Origin of the sequence: Streptomyces ureilyticus (genome assembly GCF_011045025.1) — a bacterium.
Classification (GTDB): Bacteria; Actinomycetota; Actinomycetes; order Streptomycetales; family Streptomycetaceae; genus Streptomyces; species Streptomyces ureilyticus.
Genome location: NZ_JAAKZX010000423.1, coordinates 1 through 2,548 on the forward strand (window position 1 = coordinate 1; position 2,548 = coordinate 2,548).

General features: G+C 68.4%; 2 protein-coding genes and 2 pseudogenes. 1 reads left to right on the plus strand and 3 read right to left on the minus strand.

Going from position 1 to position 2,548, the window contains the following annotated elements; translation table 11 throughout:
• Positions 1-25: 25 nt before the first annotated feature.
• Both G6048_RS47755 and G6048_RS47760 read right to left on the minus strand, forming a co-directional pair.
• Positions 26-685, minus strand: coding sequence for a response regulator (locus G6048_RS47755; RefSeq protein WP_165345848.1), 660 nt, complete (start codon positions 683-685; stop codon positions 26-28).
• Between the two features lie 2 nt (positions 686-687).
• On the minus strand, positions 688-1,641 hold the full coding sequence (locus G6048_RS47760) for a HAMP domain-containing sensor histidine kinase (protein WP_165345849.1): 954 nt from the start codon (positions 1,639-1,641) through the stop codon (positions 688-690).
• Positions 1,642-2,164: 523 nt separating this feature from the next.
• On the opposite strand from G6048_RS47760, the pseudogene G6048_RS50745 reads away from it, so the two are divergent.
• Positions 2,165-2,368: pseudogene (locus tag G6048_RS50745) on the plus strand (hypothetical protein); the annotation flags it as partial.
• Positions 2,369-2,437: 69 nt separating this feature from the next.
• Here the strand turns inward: G6048_RS50745 and G6048_RS50750 are convergent.
• Positions 2,438-2,548: pseudogene (locus tag G6048_RS50750) on the minus strand (sugar phosphate isomerase/epimerase); the annotation flags it as partial.

Genomic DNA, 2,548 nt, shown 5'->3' on the forward strand with positions numbered 1-2,548 from the left:
GGGCGGGGGTTGGGCGGCTGGTGTCTTACGGTTCGATCAGGCCGGCGCGGATGGCGTAGCGGGTGAGTTCCAGGCGGTCTTTGAGGCCGAGTTTTTGCAGCAGGTTGGCGCGGTGGCGTTCGACGGTCTTGACGCTGATGACGAGGAGATCGGCGATCTCCTGCGAGGTGTGGCCTTCGGCGACGAGTTTGAGGATCTCCTCTTCGCGATCGGTGATGGCCTTGGCGGGGAGATTGGCGCCGTCCTTGGCACGGTCGAGGTAGTTGCGGATGAGGGCGTTGATTGCTCCGGGGTAGATGAAGGGCTCGTCGCGCATGGTGGCGCGGCAGGCTTCGACGAGGTCGCGGTCGGCGACGGATTTGAGGACGTATCCGGCGGCGCCTGCTTTGAGGGCTTCGAAGAAGTACTGCTCGTTGTCGTACATGGTCAGGATGAGGATGCGCAGGTCCGGCTGGGTGCGGGAGAGTTCGCGGGCGGCCTGCAGGCCGGTCAGGCGGGGCATGGCGATGTCCAGGATGGCCAGGTCGGGCTGTGTCGTGCGGGCCGCTTCGATGGCTTCGGCTCCGTCGCCCGCCTCGGCGACGACGGTCAGGTCCGGTTCGCTGTCAAGGATGAGGCGTACCCCGCGGCGGACCAGGGCGTGGTCGTCGGCGAGCAGGATGCGAGTCTTCGTCGGCTCGGGCATGGTCAGTCGCTCCCGTCGCGTACGGGCACGTTGAGGCGCACTTCGGTGCCGCCCCCGGGGCTAGGGCCGAGGGTGAGGTCCGCGCCGATGAGCAGGGCGCGTTCGCGCATGCCCCGGATGCCGGCGCCTTCGAGTGCTCCTTGGAGTCCCCGGCCGTCGTCCCGGATGCGCAGTTCGACCCCGGTGGGGGTGCGGCTCAGTGTGAGGTCCAGGTGTGTCGCGTGGGCGTGGCGGACGGTGTTGGTGAGGCTTTCCTGGGCGACGCGGTAGAGGACCAGTTCAGCTTCTGCTCCGAGGTCGGGCAGAGGGGTCTCCAGCTGTTGCCGGGCGGTGAGTCCTGAGTGGGTGGGGATCTCGTTGGTCAGTGCTTTGAGGGCGCTGACCAGGCCGAGTTCTTCCAAGACGCCGGGGCGGAGTCTGCGGGCGATGCGGCGGATCTCGTCCAGGCTGTCGCGGGTGGTCTCCTGGACTTGGTGCAGCTCGGTCCGCAGGGACGCGGGGGCTTGGTCGGCTACGCGTTTGAGTTCGAGCAGGACGGCGGTGAGGGTCTGTCCGATCTCGTCGTGGAGTTCCTGAGCGATGCGGCGGCGTTCGGCTTCCTGCGCGGACAGGGCGCGGGCACTGCTGGTGGCGCGTTCGGCCTCCAGGCGGCCGAGCATGCTGTTGAAGGTCTTGATCAGGTCGGCGATCTCGCCGTGCCCGGCGGGGACCGGGCGGGGACCGGGGCGCAGCAGGTCGATGGTGGCCATGGTGCGGGTGAGGCGTTGCAGGGGGGAGAGGCCAAGTCGGAGCAGAACGGCGTTGGCGATCAGCATCACGGCCAGCCCGGCAGTCAGGATCAGTGCCTCGGTCAGCAGCACCGGTGTGGAGACGGTGACGGGGCCGAGCAGGAGCAGGGCTGTGGCCGCGGTCAGTACCGCGGCGTTGAGCAGGAAGATCCGCCAGAACAGGGACACGGCTGTACGGCCTCCTCGGTAGAGACTTCCCACTATGGCCCGGCCCGACCGGTTGCTGAGCCCATGGCACCCCGTCTCCTGGCCGGCGCTGATGTGCCGCTCTGCCAGCGTGCTGGGGCAGGCGGGATTCCGTCCATCGGGGGCAGCACCCATTTCCCATGCCGGTGCGGCGGCGTCACGTACATGTTCGCCACCACTGGAAATGGGTGGCGGTGCGGATAGTGCCAGCTCCGTGCACCGGGTGACCGTTGAAGCCAGGCCCTGCTCCTGGCGTCTGCGGCGCCGGTTGACGCACGGATGCCCGCAGGAGGGGAGGACAAGCGGGGCGCGGGAAGAAGCGGGCGGTTCTCGTGAGTGCCGTCCAGAGGGGAAGCGCCCGTGGATGTCACTGCGTGGCTGGCCGTGACGGTGTTCGCCGCCGTCTATGTCCTGATCGCGACGGAGTGGGTGCACCGCGTCGCGGCGGCGCTCGGCGGCGCAGTGGTGATGCTGGTCATCGGGGCGACCGACGCTGAGCACGCGTTGGTCCTTCGCGCTGGGCGCGGACCTGGGCGGCAACGCCACGATCATCGCCTCCTCGGCCAGCGTCGTCGTCGTTGGCATCGCCGAGCGCAGCGGTCACCACATCTCGTTCTGGCAGTTCAGCCGTTACGGACTGATCGTCACCGCGGTCACCGTCACCGTGTCGGCCCTGTATGTGTGGCTTCGCTACTTCGCCCTGGCCTAATCGTGATGACCCGACAGAGAAGGAGGCGCCGATGCCACCCCGAACCCGTCGCCCGCGCTGTGGGAACTGTCAGCACTTCTCGCGCAGGGAGTGCAGATGCTCGCTGGAGCGGCGGGCGAAGGTGAACGACTCGGCGGGGTTGTCGTGTTCGGCCTGCCAGTGGTGGGCGAGGCGGTGGCC